Source organism: Rhodoblastus sphagnicola, assembly GCF_002937075.1.
GTDB lineage: Bacteria > Pseudomonadota > Alphaproteobacteria > Rhizobiales > Beijerinckiaceae > Rhodoblastus > Rhodoblastus sphagnicola.
Map to the genome: position 1 here is coordinate 26,907 of NZ_NHSJ01000092.1, position 15,664 is coordinate 42,570.

Annotated in this window: 14 protein-coding genes; 11 read left to right on the top strand and 3 right to left on the bottom strand. The window is 64.4% G+C overall.

Translation table 11 applies throughout. The features are described from left to right. Positions 1-148: 148 nt before the first annotated feature. From CCR94_RS25125 to dps, 3 genes are all read right to left on the bottom strand, one after another. Positions 149-292, bottom strand: a complete 144-nt coding sequence (locus CCR94_RS25125; RefSeq protein WP_158254778.1) for a hypothetical protein — start codon at positions 290-292, stop codon at positions 149-151. A 248-nt stretch (positions 293-540) separates the two neighbouring features. Continuing rightward, positions 541-1,074: a DUF1003 domain-containing protein gene (locus CCR94_RS15340; protein WP_104508729.1), complete on the bottom strand. Its 534-nt coding sequence runs from the start codon at positions 1,072-1,074 to the stop codon at positions 541-543. A gap of 31 nt (positions 1,075-1,105) precedes the next feature. Then, positions 1,106-1,807 (bottom strand): DNA starvation/stationary phase protection protein Dps, encoded by a 702-nt coding sequence (dps, locus tag CCR94_RS15345; RefSeq protein ID WP_338052996.1) that lies wholly within the window; start codon positions 1,805-1,807, stop codon positions 1,106-1,108. Between the two features lie 202 nt (positions 1,808-2,009). Here dps and CCR94_RS15350 point away from each other — a divergent pair, with 202 nt between their 5' ends. The 11 genes from CCR94_RS15350 to CCR94_RS15400 form a co-directional block, all read left to right on the top strand. After that, entirely contained in the window at positions 2,010-2,909 is a 900-nt protein-coding gene (locus CCR94_RS15350; protein ID WP_104508731.1) for a transglutaminase family protein, read from the top strand. Then, positions 2,909-3,748 carry a transglutaminase-like domain-containing protein gene (locus CCR94_RS15355; protein ID WP_104508732.1) on the top strand — a complete coding sequence of 280 codons (840 nt, stop codon included), beginning with the start codon at positions 2,909-2,911 and terminating at the stop codon, positions 3,746-3,748. Before CCR94_RS15350 ends, CCR94_RS15355 begins: the two co-directional genes overlap by 1 nt. 367 nt (positions 3,749-4,115) lie before the next feature. Beyond that, positions 4,116-4,553, top strand: a complete 438-nt coding sequence (locus CCR94_RS15360; RefSeq protein ID WP_244594095.1) for a DUF1236 domain-containing protein — start codon at positions 4,116-4,118, stop codon at positions 4,551-4,553. 132 nt (positions 4,554-4,685) lie between these two features. Continuing rightward, positions 4,686-7,307: a magnesium-translocating P-type ATPase gene (gene mgtA, locus CCR94_RS15365; protein ID WP_104508733.1), complete on the top strand. Its 2,622-nt coding sequence runs from the start codon at positions 4,686-4,688 to the stop codon at positions 7,305-7,307. A 188-nt stretch (positions 7,308-7,495) separates the two neighbouring features. Further along, positions 7,496-7,744 carry a hypothetical protein gene (locus CCR94_RS15370; RefSeq protein WP_146090022.1) on the top strand — a complete coding sequence of 83 codons (249 nt, stop codon included), beginning with the start codon at positions 7,496-7,498 and terminating at the stop codon, positions 7,742-7,744. 107 nt (positions 7,745-7,851) lie between these two features. Continuing rightward, positions 7,852-8,949 carry an HlyD family secretion protein gene (locus CCR94_RS15375; RefSeq protein WP_104508735.1) on the top strand — a complete coding sequence of 366 codons (1,098 nt, stop codon included), beginning with the start codon at positions 7,852-7,854 and terminating at the stop codon, positions 8,947-8,949. Between the two features lie 232 nt (positions 8,950-9,181). Beyond that, a complete protein-coding gene (gene rbbA, locus CCR94_RS15380; protein WP_104508736.1) occupies positions 9,182-11,908 on the top strand; it encodes a ribosome-associated ATPase/putative transporter RbbA in 2,727 nt (908 codons plus the stop codon). Positions 11,909-11,919: 11 nt separating this feature from the next. Then, entirely contained in the window at positions 11,920-13,035 is a 1,116-nt protein-coding gene (locus CCR94_RS15385) for an ABC transporter permease (RefSeq protein WP_104508741.1), read from the top strand. A gap of 64 nt (positions 13,036-13,099) precedes the next feature. Beyond that, the gene (locus CCR94_RS25510; protein ID WP_184421790.1) at positions 13,100-13,384 is read left to right on the top strand and encodes a DUF3309 family protein; all 285 of its coding nucleotides are present in this window, start codon (positions 13,100-13,102) and stop codon (positions 13,382-13,384) included. Between the two features lie 341 nt (positions 13,385-13,725). Beyond that, positions 13,726-14,880 (top strand): ABC transporter permease, encoded by a 1,155-nt coding sequence (locus CCR94_RS15395; RefSeq protein WP_104508737.1) that lies wholly within the window; start codon positions 13,726-13,728, stop codon positions 14,878-14,880. A 2-nt stretch (positions 14,881-14,882) separates the two neighbouring features. Continuing rightward, positions 14,883-15,664: ABC transporter ATP-binding protein (locus CCR94_RS15400; protein WP_104508738.1), on the top strand; the 782-nt coding region annotated here is incomplete at its 3' end.

A 15,664-nucleotide genomic window follows, 5' to 3' on the forward strand; every position in this document is an offset into this window, starting at 1 on the left:
ACAGACAGGGCGAACGGCCAGGCCCGAAGGGATCCTTCGGGCCTGGAATGCTATGTTTTCCGCGAGGTTGCTTCGCAAGCCGCGAAAACAACTCGCGCGGAATTTCTTGGATCGCGAAGGCGGAATTCCGCGCGAACGGAATACGAAATCAAAAATGAATCATTCGGATTTCGTATGACACGGGCGCCGGCCCGTCGCCCATTGTTGGAGTCGCGTCAGCCGTGATGATAATGATGATGATAATGGTGGTGGTGGTGATGGTGGTGACGATGCTCGTGGCGCCGCGGTTCATGACGTCGCGCGTGATCGCCGCCCCGATGGTTTATGTGCGGTTGTTCGGCCGTCGGTTCGTTCGGCGGCAGCGGCTCCGCCGAACTCGACAGGGGACTTAGCAACAGGGCGAAGCCCAGGACGGCGCCGGTCAAAAGTGTCTTCAACATGGTGTTTCCCTTTCTGGGGGGTATTTCGCGTCGCGCGCGAAATGGGCTGGAGATCGGGTCGAGGGTCTGGTCAAAGGCTTGGTCAAGGGCTCGGACTTGGTCATGCCGGTTCGGGCGGCGGCTTTTCCGTGATCGCGTCGAGCACCCTGCGGGTGTCGGCGGCGCGACCCATGCTTTCGGCGTCGGCGTCGCGGCGGTCGTGGATAAGGGGGTTGTCGCGCCGGGACTCTTCCAGCAACTGGATCACTTTCGCGATCTTCTCCTCGCTGAGAATGGCCAGTTCAAGCAGGAGCATTTCCCGATGGCGCGACAGCAGATCCTCCCGCTCCCGCGACACCAGAATAAGCACGGCCATGTAGAGCGCGACCATCGAGACCGCGCCTTCGAGCCATGCGAACGGCGGCGGATCGATCATGTGGAAACCCAGCGCGGCCAAGGCGAGATTGAAGGCGACCCAGCCGACGATGAGGGCGCTGATTTCACCGACGACCCGTGGGCGGCGCAGGGCTTTCACCATCGTCTCGACCAGGCTCTGCATCGGCGTCGCGTTCTCGCGATGTTCGGCGCGCAGCTTCGCCATCGACAGAATCGTTCCGTCGATATGGACGCCATGGTCATCCGCCGGGGCGCTCAAGAAGGGCGGACTCCGGCGCTTGCAGCGCCCGTCATTGTGGGGCGCCGTGGGATTCGACCAGCCAGAGTTGCTGATCGACGTTGCGCGAGATCTCCGTGAACAGATCGGCCGTGTCGGCGTCGCCAAGGCGCGCCGCGCGGTCGATCGCCTCGCGCGCGGATTCGCCGAACGCCGCCAGCGCGCCGGAAACGGCGAAGACATGCTCCTGTCCGTCGGCGACGCCGAGCGGATAGGCCAGCAGGCCGGAGAATTGCGCCGCGCGCTGGACGGTGCCCTCTGCCTCGCCGCCCAGTCCCCGGGCGCGTTCGGCGAGGAGGTCCGAATAGGTTTCGGCCTCGGCGGCGCATTTGTCGAACAGGCCATGGAGGGCGATGAAATTCGGCCCGCGTACATTCCAATGCGCCTGTTTCAACTGGCCGTGCAGATCGATGGCGGAAGCCAGATGCTTGTTCAGCAAGTCGACGGATTCGGCTCGAATGTTGGCTGACAGGGTGTTTCGTGTCTGGTGCATGGCGAATGTCCTGGTTCGAGGCGAGCGTCGAGGGTCCGCCTCGCTTGACGCTGTGCGAACCTGAACGCGCAAGGCCAGCGGCGACAGGCTCGGAAAACACTCAGGGCCGCGTGAGGCGCGCTCCAGCCCGGACGTGAGTGTTTTCCGACCCTGTCGGCGCCGGGTGAAATCCACCATTCTTCCTTTCTTTCGGATGCGGGCCTTAACGGGCGCGTTCGCCATGCCCAACTGTGGCGCGTCGGCCGTTTCGCCCGCCCTCCAAAGCAAGGATTTCCAGGGATGTCTCGTTGGCTGGCTGGCCGCTCCGAACGCAGGCGCGATATGATCGCGTCGTCCTCGATCGCTCCGCGTTTTGAGGTTCAGAGGCGGCTCGACGGCCCGGCCTTGTTCAAAGTGTTTTTGTCAGAGGATTGACCGCGCGCGCATGACCATTCTGACGGTGAACCATGTCACCACCTATACCTACGACGCTCCGGTGCGGCTCGGCGAACATCGCATGATGCTGCGCCCGCGCGACAGCAACGATCAGCGGCTGCGCGTGGCGCGATTGAGCATCGACCCCGCTCCGAAGAATCTGCGCTGGATCCATGATGTCTTCGACAATTGCGTGGCCATCGCCAATTTCTCCGGGGAGACTCAAAGCCTTCGCGTGGAGAACTATCTGGAGCTTGAACATGTCCCGATGGAGGAGCCGGAATGTCTGATCGAGGAGCGCGCGCTCTATTATCCCTTTTCCTATCAAAGCGATGAAATGCCCGATCTCGCCCGCTGCATCGAGCGCCATTATCCCGACCCCCAGGGCAAACTCGATCGCTGGGCGCGGCGCTTTGTTCCCCAAGGCAAACCGATCGCGACCGCCGCGCTGCTGATGACCATGACCTATGCGATCAAGGAGGGGCTGGGCTATCAGCGCCGCTTCGCCAAAGGCGCGCGCGCCCCGCTGGAGACTTTGGCCTCCGGCCATGGCGCCTGCCGCGACTTCGCGATCCTGATGATGGAGGCGGCGCGGGCGCTGGGCCTCGCCGCCCGCTTCGTTTCCGGCTATATCTATGTGCCGGATCGCGATGTCGAACCGGGCCATCTCGGCGGCGGCTCCACGCACGCCTGGTGTCAAATCTATCTGCCGGGGGCCGGCTGGGTCGAATTCGACCCGACCAACGGCATTGTCGGCAGCCGCGACCTGATTCGCGTCGCGGTTGCGCGCGAGGCGCATCAAGCCATTCCGCTGCACGGCCGTTATTTCGCCGATGACGCGGTGGCTGGCGAAATGGATGTCACGGTCAATGTGCGGCGGCTGCCCGACGATACAACAGGGGTTACTTGATGCTCATCCAGGCTGGTTATGACATTGCCTTCCAGTGCCCGGCGCGGACTCCGATGCTGCTCCAGCTCCAAGTCCATCCGTCGCGCTGCCCGGACCTGCTGACGCCGGACGAGATCGTCGCGGACCCGCCGCTGCCGATGCGGTCCTATCTCGATCTGTTCGGCAACCGCGTGACGCGGCTGGTCGCGCCGCCGGGTCTCGTGACGTTTTCCAACCGCTTCGTGATCTCCGACACCGGCCTTCCCGACGAGATCCCCGCCGATGGCGCCGTGACCGATATCGCCGACCTCCCCGACGACGCGCTGCTTTACCTGACCTCAAGCCGCTATTGCGACAGCGATATGCTCGCCGATTTCGCCTGGAACACCTTTGGCGCGCTCGCAGGTGGGCGCCAGCGCGTGCAGGCGATCTCGGATTTCGTTCATGCGAATATCCGCTTCAGCTATCCGGAGGCGCGGCCCACGCGCAGCGCCAGCGAGGCCATGCGCGAGGGCGTCGGCGTCTGCCGCGACTACGCCCATCTCGCCATCGCGCTGTGCCGCTGCATGAATATTCCCGCGCGCTATTGCACGGGCTATCTCGGCGACATCGGCGTGCCGCCGGACATCAATCCCGGCGATTTCAGCGGCTGGGGCGAGGTTTTCCTCAATGGGCGCTGGTTCACGATGGATGCGCGCCACAACCATCCGCGCATCGGCCGCATCGTCGTGGGACGCGGGCGCGACGCGGCGGACGTTCCGATTTCCACGGCCTTTGGCGTCGCCAATCTCGTGCGCTTCGAGGTGGTGACTGATGAGGCGCCCGCCGGACAAAACCAGCCATGGGGGCCGCGCGCCTGACCGATTCTTTTTGCGCGTGGGCGCCTGATACGAGATCCGAATGATTCATTTTTGATTTCGTATTCCGTTCGCGCGGAATTCCTCTTCCACCTCAAGGAATTCCGCGCGATTTTGTTTCCGCGAATCGCGGATCGCGATCCAGCGGAAACCGTATGATTGGCCTTGGCGGCGTGTTGGCGAAGCCGTCTCGGACCGGGCGTGAGTGTTTTCCGATCCTGTCGTCATGATTTCTGGCGGCTATGGTCCATGCTCCAACGCGCAGGGCGCCGTCCGCAACCGCCATGCGCGGCGACCATGGACGGCATGAGGGATGGGGCCGGGGGCGCCAGTGCGGAGGGCGCGATCTCGAATCTTCAGGACCAGTCTCATGCGCATGAACACAATCGCCGTCACCACGATCGTTTTCCTTGCCTTGTCAGGAGCGGCGGTCGGGCAGGGGGCTGTCCCCGGCGCCGATGACGGATCTCGCAAGGCGTATCGCGTGGCCGGCCCGTTCGGCGCGGTCGTCGGCGGCGCGACCGGCGCCGTCGTCGGAGGGCCGTTCGGCGCGATTATCGGAGGCGCGGTCGGCCTTCTCGGCGTCGATCAGCGCCCGCGCTTTCTTGAATACGCCAGCCGAAGCCATCATGACTCCTACACCTACGACCGCCAGCTTGACGTCGGCGCGGTCCTGCCGGACGATGGCGTAACCTATTACGATATTCCGCCGGAATATAATGTGCCGCTCTACAAATACGCGATCGTCAACGGTCGGACGGTTCTGGTCGATCCGCGCAATCATCGCGTCATGCAGATCATCGATTAGCGGTCACCCACATCATGGAGCCGGCGCGGTCCGCGCCGATCAGGCGGCGTTGTTCACTTCGAGGCGCCCGGTGCGATCTGATCTGGCGCCAGGCGTCTCATCGCCCATGCGCCCTAAAAGGGAATGGCTGCGATGAACATCACGCGCAAACCTGGCGGGGGTGACGGGGGGTCGGGTCATTCCGATGGCGACTCCGACGGCGGACAAATCAGCGCCGACGCGGTCTGGCGGGAACCCGCCGCCCGGCTGCTCGCGCGTCTGGTGACGACCCCGGCGGGCCTTCGCGGGGCGGAAGCCGAGGCCCGGCTGGCGATCCATGGCCCCAATGACGCCGCCACCGTCAAGCGCACGCCGCTCTGGCTGCAATTCCTGTCCCGTTTCCGCAATCCGCTGGTCATCATCCTGCTGGGGGCGAGCGGCTTGTCCGCCGCAACAGGCGATATCGCCAGCTTCGTCATCATCGCGTCCATCGTCATGGCGAGCATGACGCTGGATTTCGTCCAGGAGGCGCGCGCCCAGAGCGCGGTGGAGGCGCTGCGCCGGTCGGTGGCGGTTCAGGCCACGGTCCGGCGCGATGGCGCGCCCGTTTCCGTGCCCATCGACAGGCTGGTCCCCGGCGACATTGTTGAACTGATCGCCGGCGATCTCGTCCCGGCGGACGCCCGGCTGCTGGAAAGCCGCGATCTCTTCATCAACCAGGCGCTGCTGACCGGCGAGCCCTATCCGGCGGAAAAGCACGCCAGCGACAAAACCTCGGGCGCGGAAAATCCCGCCGGGGCCGAGAATTCCGCGGAAGCCACGAACGCGGTTTTCGCGGGCACCTCGGTCATCAGCGGCACGGCGACCATCCTGGTCTGCCGCACGGGGGCGCGGACGGCGCTCGGCCATCTCGCCACCAGCCTCGCCGAAAAGCCGCCGGCCACCGCCTTCGCCGTCGGCGTCGCCAGCTTCGGCATGCTGATCATGCGCCTGACGATCCTGATGGTTTTCTTCGTTCTGGTCGTGAACATCTCGTTCCATCGTCCCGTGCTGGAATCTCTGATGTTCGCCCTGGCGCTCGCGGTCGGCCTGACGCCCGAATTGCTGCCGATGATCGTCACGGTGACGATGGCGCGCTCGGCGATGGGCTTGTCCAGACGAAAAGTGATCGTCAAGCGCCTCTCCGCCATTCACGATCTCGGCGCCATGGATGTGCTGTGCACCGACAAGACCGGCACGCTGACTGAAGCTTCCATCAAGCTGGTGCGCGCCATTGACGGGCGCGGCGCCGAAAGCGCGTCCGCCTTCGCTTACGCTTTCATCAACAGCCATTTCGAAACCGGCATGAAAAGCCCGCTCGACGAGGCCATTCTCGCCGCCCATCCGTTCGACATGGCCGGCTGGACCAAGATCGACGAAGTCCCGTTCGATTTCGAGCGGCGCAGGATCTCCGTTCTGGTCGAGCACGACGGCAAGCGGCGTCTGATCGTCAAGGGCGCGCCCGAGGATCTGCTGCGCCTTTCCGCGAAATACGAGGCGGCGGACGGCCAGGAATTGCCGCTCGATGCGGAGACGCGGCGCATCTTCCAGGCCACGCTCGATGATCTCGGCGCCCAAGGTTTCAGGGCGCTCGGGATCGCCGGCCATGCGATCGCCAGCGACGACCAAAGCATTGCGGTCGCGGACGAAAGCAATCTGGTCTTTGTCGGCTTCGCGGTCTTCCTCGATCCGCCCAAGGCCAGCGCCGGGGCGACGATCCAGGCCCTGGCGACTGCGGGAGTCTCGGTAAAGGTTCTGACCGGCGACAATGAATTGGTGGCGCGCCATGTCTTCAAGGAGATCGGCGTCGCCGTCACCGGCGTGCTGACCGGCGACGATCTGACCCACCTCTCGGAAGAGGCGCTGATCGCGCAGGTTTCGCGGGTCAATCTGTTCTGCCGGGTCAACCCGCAGCAGAAACTTCGCATTCTGATGGCGCTGAAGCGACTGGGCCATGTCGTCGGTTACATGGGCGACGGCATCAATGACGCGCCGGCGCTGCATGCCGCCGATGTCGGCATATCCGTCGATGGCGCCGCCGATGTCGCGCGCGCCGCCGCCGATCTGATCCTGCTCGAACACGATCTTTCGGTGGTGCGCGAGGCGGTGGTCGGCGGACGCGAGACGGTGCAGAACGTGTCGAAATATGTGCTGATGGGGTCGAGTTCGAATTTCGGCAACATGTTCAGCATGGCGGGCGCCGCCTTGTTCCTGCCCTTCCTGCCGATGCTGCCGATCCAGATTCTGCTCAACAATCTGCTCTACGACGTCTCCGAGATCGCCATTCCCTTCGACGGCGTCGATCCGGAGGCCGTGGCCTTGCCGGTCAAATGGGACATCACCTTCATCGAGCGTTTCATGCTGGTGTTCGGGCCGGTCAGCTCCGTGTTCGATTTTCTCACCTTCTACGCCCTGGTGGCGTTGTTTGGCGCGGGCGCGCCGCTGTTTCAGACCGGCTGGTTCATCGAATCCATGACGACCCAGGTTCTGGTGGTGTTCGCCATACGCACGCGCCGCGCGTTTTTCAGGAGCAAGCCGAACGGTTTTCTCGTCGCCATGGCGCTGGGGGTCGTCGCGGTCGCCATCGCGTTGCCGCTGTCGCCGATCGGACAATGGTTCGGTTTTGTCGCGCCGCCGCCGCTGTTCTTCGCCTATCTTGTCGGCGCGACGCTGGCCTATCTGGCGCTGGTCGAGATCGTGAAAATCTTCTTCTATCGCGCGATGGCGAGGCGCTGACAGATGCGCCTCAATGCGATTGAGCAGCCTTGCGGGAATTTGCTCAAGGTTGAGTAGTTCCCGAACCTATCGGCGCGTCGCAAAGGCCGGTTAGCCTCTCACGAGCGGTCGAACGGGCGTGGGCCACGGGCTTCATGGAACGCGCCGAAACAGCGCCGCTGACTCTCTTCAAACCAAGGGGTTCGTTTTTGGAAGACATCAACGCCAATGTCATCGCGTTTCAATGTCCGCAATGTGGCTTTGCGCTCGAACAGACGGTCGGCCAGATCAAATCGCCCGAGTCGATGCGCTGCGCCGGATGCGGCGTGGGCATCGTCACCGACGCGGAGGAGTCCCGCGACGCGGCGGCCGATATCCGTGACGCCGCCGAGCGGTTTCCCGAGGAGATCACGATCAAGTTCATTGATCGCGCGAAAAAGGCCGCCGATGGCGCGTGACGGCGTGGATAAGCCGCGATTGGCCGCCGCTCCACGCCGCGCCAGCGCCAAAAAAAGGTGCTAATCTTGCGTAAGGTCTGGATTCGCGGCAACGGAAGGGTCAACCCATGACCGAACAGCACTCTGGCGAGGATGTCGAGATCGCGACGCCCGCCGCCGCGCCGGCGCGGGATGTCGTGGTGGTCCCGCCGGCGAAACCGGTGGTCGAACATCATCCGGCCAGCCGGGCGCGGGTATGGATGCAGCGGTTGCTGATCCTGGCCCTGGTCGGCGCCGGCGCCGGCTTGCTCTACTGGCAGACGCATCGCATCGCGCCGCTGCCCGCCTGGATCGTCTATGGCAATGGCCGGCTGGAGGCCGATCCGATCGACATCGCCACCAAATTCGCCGGCCGCCTCGCGGAACTGCGCGCCGACGAGGGCGACAAGGTTGTGAGCGGCCAGATCGTCGCCGTCATGGACACCCGCGACCTCGCGCAAAACCTCAAGCGCGACGAGGCCCAGGTCGAACAGGCCCAGCGCGCCGTCGACGAGGCCCGCGCCAGCCTCGTTCAGGCGCAAAGCGCCACCCGGCTGGCCGAGCAGGAACTTTCCCGCACGCAAAAACTGGTGAAGAGCGGATATGCCACACGGGAATTGCTGGACCAGCGCCAGCAGGCGCTCGCCAGCGCCCATGCCGCGCAGGAGGCCGCCGACCATCGCGTCTCGCAGGCCAGCCAAGCGCTGACCGCCGCCCGCCACGACGCCGAACTGGTGCGGGTCAATATCGCCGACAACACGCTGGTCGCCCCGCGCGACGGCCGCATCCAGTACCGGCTCGCCAATGTCGGCGAGGTTCTGGCGGTGGGCGGCAAGGTCTTCACCATGCTCGACACGTCCTATGTCTACATGGATGTCTATCTGCCGACGCTTCAGGCCGACAGGGTCAAGATCGGGGCGCAGGCGCGTATCGTCCTCGACGCTTATCCCGACCGGCCCATTCCGGCAAAAGTGAGTTTTCTGGCGGATCAGGCGCAGTTCACCCCCAAAATGGTCGAGACCAAGAGCGACCGCGACCGCATGATGTTCCGCGTGCGCGTGAAAATCGACGCCGACAGGGCGCGCGACCACGCCGAAGCCGTGCGCAGCGGCCTGCCCGGCCTCGCCTATGTGAAGCTCGACGACAAACAGGACTGGCCGGAGGCGCTGAAGGGCGCGGGAAGATGAAACGCGGCGGCGCCTTCGCTGAGGCCCCGACCACGCCATCGGATAAGGCGCGGCGCCGGAGCCGCTTCCTTCGCCCCTTGCGGGAGAAGGTGGCGCCGAAGGCGTCGGATGATGGGTTCCGGCCTCGCGGCGGGAGCCCCCTCATCCGTCTCGCGGCTTCGCCGCGAGCCACCTTCTCCCGCGAGGGGAGAAGGCGAGACCTTCATCGGACGGCCTTGGGACGCTCCCAGCCATGACGGCGCCTCCCGTTGTCCGCCTGCGCGACTTGCGGCATGATTACGGTCGCACCCGGGCGCTCGACGGCCTGTCGCTCGACATTCCCGCGGGCCTCATGGTCGGGCTGGTCGGGCCGGACGGGGTGGGCAAATCCACCTTGCTCGCGCTGATCGCCGGGGCGAAAATCCTGCAAGACGGCGGCGTCGAGGTTTTAGGCGGCGACATCGCGCTCAAAAAATGGCGCGGCGAAATCTGCCCGCGCATCGCCTATATGCCGCAGGGGCTGGGAAAAAATCTTTATCCCGATCTCACCGTCGAGGAGAATATCTCTTTCTTCTCGCGCCTCTACGGCCAGAGCGCGGCCGAAGGCGCGACGCGCGTCGCCGGCTTGATGCGCGACATCGGTTTGGCGCCCTTCGCCAAACGCCTGTGCAGCCAGTTGTCGGGCGGCATGAAGCAAAAGCTCGGCCTGTGCTGCGCCCTGATCCACGATCCCGCCCTGCTCATCCTCGACGAACCGACCACCGGCGTCGATCCGCTGTCGCGGCGGCAATTCTGGGAATTGGTGGAAAATATGCGCGCCACCGCGCTCGGCCCGGACGGCGCGGCCGCCGCCATGAGCGTGATCGTCGCCACCGCCTATATGGAGGAGGCGCAGCGGTTCGATTTCCTGATCGTGATGAACGAAGGGCGGATTCTCGCGACCGGCGCGCCGCGCGAGATCATGGCGGCGACTTCAGCGCAGACCATAGAGGACGCCTTTGTCGCGCTGCTGCCCAACGGCGCGGCGCGGCCGAAACTCATCATACCCCCTTGGAAAACCGACGGCGGCCCGCCGGTGATTTCCGCGCGGGGCCTGACGAAAACATTCGGCGCTTTCACCGCCGTCGATCATGTCGATCTCGACATTGCGCGCGGCGAGATTTTTGGCTTCCTCGGCTCCAACGGCTGCGGCAAGACCACCACCATGAAAATGCTCACCGGCCTGCTGGAGGCGAGCAGCGGCTCGGCCCTGCTGTTCGGCCAGTCGGTGCAGGCCGGCGGCATCGAGGCGCGCCGACGGGTCGGCTACATGTCGCAGGGCTTTTCGCTCTACAGCGAATTGAGCGTGCGGCAAAATCTCGACCTGCACGCGCGGTTGTTCGCCCTGGCCCCGCAAGTCGCGCGCGAAAAAGTCGCGGAGCTGATGGCGCGTTTCGGCCTTGAGGACTATGGCGACGCCCTGGCCGCCGACCTGCCGCTCGGCCTGCGCCAGCGGCTGTCGCTGGCTGTCGCCTTGGTGCATGGCCCGGATCTGCTCATCCTCGACGAACCGACCTCCGGCGTCGATCCCTTGGCGCGCGATGAATTCTGGGCGCTGCTGATCGACCTGTCGCGCGACCGGGGCGTGACCATTTTCATGTCCACCCATTTCATGAACGAGGCGGCGCGCTGCGACCGCATCTCGCTGATGGATTCCGGGAAAATTCTCGCCACGGGGACGCCGGCCGAAATCGTCGCCGCGCAGGGCGCCAACACGCTCGAAGACGCCTTCATCTCCCTGCTGGAACAGGCCGGCGCGGCGCGCCCGCCATCCGCCGCCCGCCTTGCCGCGCCAAAAACGCCGCCGAAGAATCCCGCCTTCAGCCTGCGCCGGATGATGGCTTATACCATCCGCGAAGTGCTGGAATTGTCGCGCGACCCGATCCGGCTGTCCTATGCGATTCTCGGTCCGGCGCTGCTGCTGCTGCTGCTGGGCTTCGGCATCACCACCGACGTCAATTCGCTGACCTTCGCCGCGCTCGACCGCGACAACAGCTTCTACAGCCGCGCCTATCTGAGCGAGGTGCGGGGATCGTCGTATTTCCTTGAACAGCCTGAAATCATCGACGGCCGCGACCTGATCGACCGGATGAAGGGCGGCAAGGTCAGCGCCACCATCGAGATCCCGCCGGGCTTTGGCCGCGACATCAAGAAGGGCGAACCGACGGAGGTGTCGGTGTGGATCGACGGCGCCATGCCGTTCCGCGCCGAAACCATCCACGGCTATCTCACCTCGGCGCACCAGCAATTCATCAATGATCCCGCCATTCGCGGGCTGAAGCCCGCCGCGCCGGCGGCCGCCGCCATCGCAACCCGCTTCCGCTACAATCAAAGTTTCGACTCGATCTACGCCATGGTTCCCGGCTCGATCGCGCTGCAACTGGCGTTGATGCCGGCCATTCTGATGGCGCTGGCCATCGTCCGCGAAAAGGAGCTGGGCTCGATCACCAATCTCTACGTCACCCCGGTGACGCGACTGGAATTCCTTCTCGGCAAGCAATTGCCCTATATTGTGCTCGCCTTCGCCGATTTCCTGGTCATGTTCCTGATGGCGCTGTATATTTTCAATGTGCCGCTCAAGGGCGGGTTTTCCGCGCTGGCGCTGGGCGCGCTGGTCTATGTCGCCGCGACCACCGGTTTTGGCATGGTGATATCCGCCTTCACCAAGACCCAGATCGCCGCTCTGTTCGGCGCGACCATCCTGACCATCCTGCCCGCCACCATGTTTTCCGGCATGTCCACGCCGGCGGCCTCGATCACGGGCTTTGGCCGCATCATGGGCCAAGCGTTCCCGATGACCTATTTTCTGCCGATCTGCGTCGGCGCCTTCACCAAGGGGCTGCATTTCGCCGATCTCGCCGGCCATCTGGCGAAACTTGCGCTGTTCTTTCCGGTTCTGGTGGGGTTGAGCCTGCTCCTGCTGCGCAAACAGGAGAAGTGATGCAGAGCGCGATGCAAACCTGGCTCAACATTTTCTGGCTGGGCACCAAGGAGTTGCGCAGCTTCCTGCGCGATTACGTGCTGCTGGGCCTGGTGCTCTATTCGTTTTCGATGGCCATCCTCGCCCAGGCGCAAAGCCATGGGCAGGAGCTGTACAATGCGGCGATAGCCGTCGCCGACGAGGATGGTTCGGAATTGTCGGGACGGCTGGCGCGGGTGTTTCTGCCGCCCTATTTCCTGCCGGCGCAAAATGTTTCGGCGGGCGAGATCGACCGCCTCATGGATATCGGCGCCTTCACCTTCATCCTCGACATTCCCCCCAATTTCGAGCGCGATTTTCTGGGAGGGCGGCGTCCGACCTTGCAGGTCAATGTGGACGCGACCGCCATGTTGCAGGCGGGCATCGGCGCCGGCTACATCCAGCAAATCCTCTCCGACGAAATGGCCAAGTTTTCGACACGGCAGGACCGCCCCGAACCCGCCGCCATCGCCCAGAATGTCCGGATCGCCTTCAATCCCAATCTGGTCACGGCTTGGTTTTCCAGCGTGATGGGCATTATTTCCTCAACCACCATGCTCGCCATCATTCTCGCCGGCGCGGCGGTGGTGCGCGAGCGCGAGCACGGCACCGTCGAACATTTGCTGGTGATGCCGGTGACGCCGTTCGAGATCGCCTTTGCCAAAATCTGGGCCAACAGCCTGATCATCCTCGTTGCGGTCGCGCTGTCGCTGACTTTCGTGGTGCGGGGCCTGCTGGCGATACCGATCGCCGGCTCCGTGCCGCTGTTCCTGTGCGGCGCGGCGTTCTATCTGTTTTTCGCCACCTCCGTCGGGGTGTTTCTCGCCACCATCGCGCGCACCATGCCGCAACTCGGCCTGCTCTATTTGCTGGTCGCCGTGCCGCTCAACCTGCTGTCGGGCGGCAATACGCCGCTGGAATCCATGCCGCCGCTGCTGCGCAATCTCATGCAATTGTCGCCCGCCACCCATTTCGTCGCCGTGGCCCAGGCCGTGCTCTACCGCGGGGCCGGCTTCGATCTGGTCTGGCCGCATTTTCTCGCCATGACGGCGATCGGCGGATTGTTTCTGGCGCTCAGCATATGGCGATTCCGCAGCGTGTCCGGTTAGACGATCGAGATCCGTCAGATCGAGCTGGAATCGCCGCTCGGCATTTATCGCCAGCTTCACAGGCATGATCGTCGCGCAATTTGGGCGGATCGATTTCCGTGGCGCCGCGTTGTCGTATCAGGCCAAAGGGGACGCGAAAGCCATGCTGCTCATTATTCTGATCATCGTCGTCGTGCTGCTTTTCGGCGGGGGCGGCGGATTCTTCGGACGCAGGGCCGGATGGGGACCGCGCGGCTTCGGCGGCTTGCTCGTCACCGTGTTGATCGTGGTCTTGCTGATCTGGGCCGTCAACGAACTGACCATGCCGCGGTTGCCGATGCCCGAAGGCGCGCCATCGATCATACGGTGAGCGAAAAGCCGAGATCGTCAAGAACCATGACCGCGAAGACGACCAACTCATCCGCGCGCGAACTCATGCGACCTGTGTCAACGACGCCCGGAAACCAGCGCGATTGATTTAAGTCCTTTCGCTCCCTTGGCGTGAAGCGCATGATCGCCAATGTTTTGGCGGATGCGAGCAGGCGTCCGCGCGGAGAGGTCGCGTTTGCGCGTCGGCTCCAGGTATTTTTTGGCTTCGCGGGAGGCGCGGCGAAAGGGACAGTCGCGCCGACGCGAACAAGAGGAACATGCGCTGGCCTGCGGGCGGCATGAGCCGCCTTCCCCGCGCGCGCCGACGAGAGGCGGGAGCCAATGGCTAATCCCTTGTTGATGGACTCCCAGGTCCGGGGCGACCAACTGACGATCTCGATCAACGGATGCTGGACCGGCGAGCACGCCAGCGAACTGGACGCATTGAGCGCCAATTCCTTGCCCGATGAAAGTGCGGGGCGCGGCGAGGCCGCGACGGGCAAGGTGGACATCGACCTCCACGGTCTGGAGCGGCTCGACACGCTCGGGGCCTGGCTGATCGAGCGCATGTCCCGCGGCTTCGCGCAGGCGGGCCGCGAGGTGCGGCTTGTCGGCCTGCCGCAACATTACCAGAAACTGTTCGACGAGGTGCGAAGCGTCAACCGCAAGGCGAAACCTCCGGCGCAGCGCCAGCTTCCGCTCCAGGCGTGGTTCGAGCAGATCGGCCGCTCCGGCGTGGCGTTCTGGCTTTCGCTACTCGCCCTGCTCGACATGTTTGGCGGCGTCGCCGTCGCGGTCGGCCGCGCCATGGTTCGGCCTTCGAGCTTCCGCCTGACCTCCTGCGTCCATCATCTCTCTCGCGTCGGCGTGCAGGCTTTGCCTATCATGCTGCTGATCACGTTCCTGATCGGCGGCATCATCGCCCAACAGGGCTTTTTCCATTTCCGCAAGTTCGGCGCGGATTCCTATGTCGTCGATATGGTCGGCATTCTCGTCTTGCGCGAACTCGGCGTCCTCATCGTGTCGATCATGGTCGCCGGCCGCTCGGGCAGCGCCTATACGGCGGAACTCGGCTCGATGAAGATGCGCGAGGAAATCGACGCCCTGCGCACCATGGGCTTCGATCCCGTCGAAGTGCTGATCCTGCCGCGTCTGATCGCGTTGGTCCTGGCCGTCCCGGCGCTGGTGTTCTTCGGTTCGCTGGCGGCGCTTTACGGCGGCGGGCTGGTCGCCTGGCTCTATGGCGGCATGAGCCCGGAAACGTTCCTCGCCCGCCTGCGCGAGGCCATTTCCATCACCCATCTCGAGGTCGGCATGATCAAGGCGCCCTTCATGGCGCTGGCGATCGGTCTGGTCGCCTGCGCCGAGGGTCTGGCCGTCCAGGGCAGCGCGGAATCGCTCGGCATCCACACCACCCAGTCGGTGGTGAAATCCATCTTTCTCGTCATCGTGCTCGACGGCGTGTTCGCGATTTTCTTCGCCTCGATCGGGATGTGAAAATGGCTGAGCAGGAACTGCCGCTTGCGATCGAAATCGGCGATCTCGTCGTCGGCTTCGGCAAGCATACCGTGATCGACCAGCTCTGCCTCGACGTGCGGCGCGGCGAAATCCTGGGGCTGGTCGGCGCATCGGGCGGCGGCAAGTCGGTGCTGCTGCGCGCGTTGATCGGATTGCTGCCAAAGCGCGCCGGACATGCGCGCATCCTCGGCGTCGATCTGGATCGCGCCGATACGGAGGTCGCGCGCGCCATCGAGCGCCGCTGGGGCGTCCTGTTCCAGTCGGGCGCGTTGTTTTCGTCGTTGAGCTTACGGGAAAACATCCAGTTTCCGATGCGGGAAAACCTGCGGCTCTCGGCTGGGCTGATGGAGGAAATGGCCAATGCGAAACTGGAGATTGTCGGCCTGAGCGTCGAGGACGGCGACAAGTTTCCGTCCGAACTGTCGGGCGGCATGGTCAAGCGCGCCGCCCTGGCCCGCGCGCTGGCGCTCGATCCGGAAATTCTGTTCCTGGACGAGCCGACCTCGGGGCTGGACCCGATCAGCGCGGCGGGGTTCGACGCGCTGATCAAGGCGTTGCAGGAGACGCTGGGGCTGACGGTGTTCATGGTGACGCACGATCTCGACAGCCTGAATGCGGTCTGCGACCGGATCGCGGCGCTGGCCGAAGGCAAGATCGTCGCGCTGGGACCGATGGCCGACATGCTCGCTTGCAAGCATCCCTGGGTGCAAGCCTATTTTGGCGGCAGCCGCGCGCGCCCGCCCGCCCAAATCCCTGCTCAAGT